Source organism: Sphaerisporangium sp. NPDC049002 (assembly GCF_040649355.1).
Taxonomy (GTDB): Bacteria; Actinomycetota; Actinomycetes; order Streptosporangiales; family Streptosporangiaceae; genus Sphaerisporangium.
This window is the reverse complement of the sequence record NZ_JBEZFH010000435.1, coordinates 1-1,672: the sequence shown is the minus strand read 5'-3', so window position 1 is coordinate 1,672 and position 1,672 is coordinate 1. Positions and strand designations below refer to the sequence as shown.

Annotated in this window: 1 protein-coding gene; it reads left to right on the top strand. The window is 69.3% G+C overall.

Annotated features, from left to right (window positions below; genetic code table 11):
• Nucleotides 1–473: 473 nt before the first annotated feature.
• Nucleotides 474–1,658 carry an acyltransferase gene (locus tag AB0B89_RS36325; protein WP_358562300.1) on the top strand — a complete coding sequence of 395 codons (1,185 nt, stop codon included), beginning with the start codon at nt 474–476 and terminating at the stop codon, nt 1,656–1,658.
• Nucleotides 1,659–1,672: the final 14 nt, after the last annotated feature.

Genomic DNA, 1,672 nt, shown 5'->3' with positions numbered 1-1,672 from the left:
GGACACCAGTTGCGACGACGACACCGCCGCCAGAGCAGACCCGGACACCACGGAAGTCATGAACCTCCGACGCGAGACGGCCACGTGAACTCCTTTTCGTTGCGCTGCGGACATCCGTGCTTCATCGCGCCGTCTGGGTGACGCGACGAGGCGGGAACCGCACGCCAGAGGGCACGCAGCGGCACGAGTCGTCCCCGACGCAACAGCGGACCGCTTGCATCATCCTGACATTCCTCGATACATCATTGCAATAGACGGAAATGCAGATGAAATGAATAAGCAAATGAGGTGCAAGAACTTGCGGCGCTGATCGCGATCGGACCGGTCCAACCGACGCGAGCGGACGCCCGGCACCGGTGGGGACCGCGTCATCGACAACTGGCCCCCGGGCCACCGTGTCCTTCAGCCTGTGACGCCCGCTATGTGACGCCTGATCGGGGTTCGGACCGTGCCCGTTCGGTAAATTGGTGCGGGTGCCGATCGCCCCGGCCGCGACCTCGCGCGCCATGACGTCCTCCGCGACCCGCCTCGCCTGGCTGGACGCGCTGCGGGGCATAGGGGCGATCGCGGTGCTGGCCGAGCACATGCTGCCCTGGGTCATCCCCTCGCTGCGCCCCTACCGGTTCAACGTCGGGCTCTACGGCATCCTGGTGTTCTTCCTGGTCAGCGGATACATCATCCCCGCGTCGCTGGAGCGGCACGGGGACCTCAGGGCCTTCTGGATCAGCCGGGGCTTCCGCCTCTACCCGATCTACCTCGTCACCATCGGGCTGGTGCTCGCCCTGGCCTGGTGGATCCCGGTACGCGGGGCAGTGCCCCGCGATCCGTCCGCGGTGGCCGCCCACGCGACGATGCTGCTGGACGTGATCGGCGTCGGCGGCGTCGTGGACACCATGTGGACGCTGTCGTACGAAATGGTGTTCTACCTGCTGGTGACCGCGCTGTTCGCGGGCCGGGTCCACCAGCGCAGCGGGGTGCTTGCCCTGCTGTTCGGCCTGACGGCGCTGGCCACCGCGCTGTTCCTGCCCGGGGCGCCGCTCGCGGGAGGCTGGCTCGCCTGGGCCTCGGGCGCGGTGCTGGCGGTGGGGCTGACCTGCGTGGTCGCCGACCGGCTCCGTACGGCCGCCGCCTGCGGGATGGGGCTGATGGCGCTGGTCCTGCTGCTGCTGAGCAGCAGGGTCCCCTGGTTCGGTGTGGTCATCGTCGCGGTCATGTTCGCCGGTACGGCGATCTACCGGTGGGAGCGCGGCGCGGGCGCGTTCTGGCCGGTCATCGTGACCGTGGTGCTCGTGGCGATCACCCCGGTGTGGGCGATCCAGGGTGGCTGGTGGTGGATCCAGCCCGATGTCTGGATCACCACGATCGCTCTCGCCGGCGCGACGTTCGCGGGCGCGATGGCCCTGAGGCACCGCAGGGTGCCCCGCTTCCTCACCTGGCTCGGGCTGATCAGCTACTCGCTCTACCTGCTGCACCACCCCCTGCTGAAGTACTACGTCGCGCTGACAGGGGACCTGCGCTGGTCTCCCCTCCACGTGCAGGTGCTCATGGCCTCGCTCTTCGTGGCCGTGGTGCTGCCCGCCAGCTGGCTGACCCACCGGTTCGTCGAGAGGCCCATGCAGCGCGCCGGCCACCGCCTGGCCCGCCGCGACGCCGCGTGACGCGCGGCTCCGGG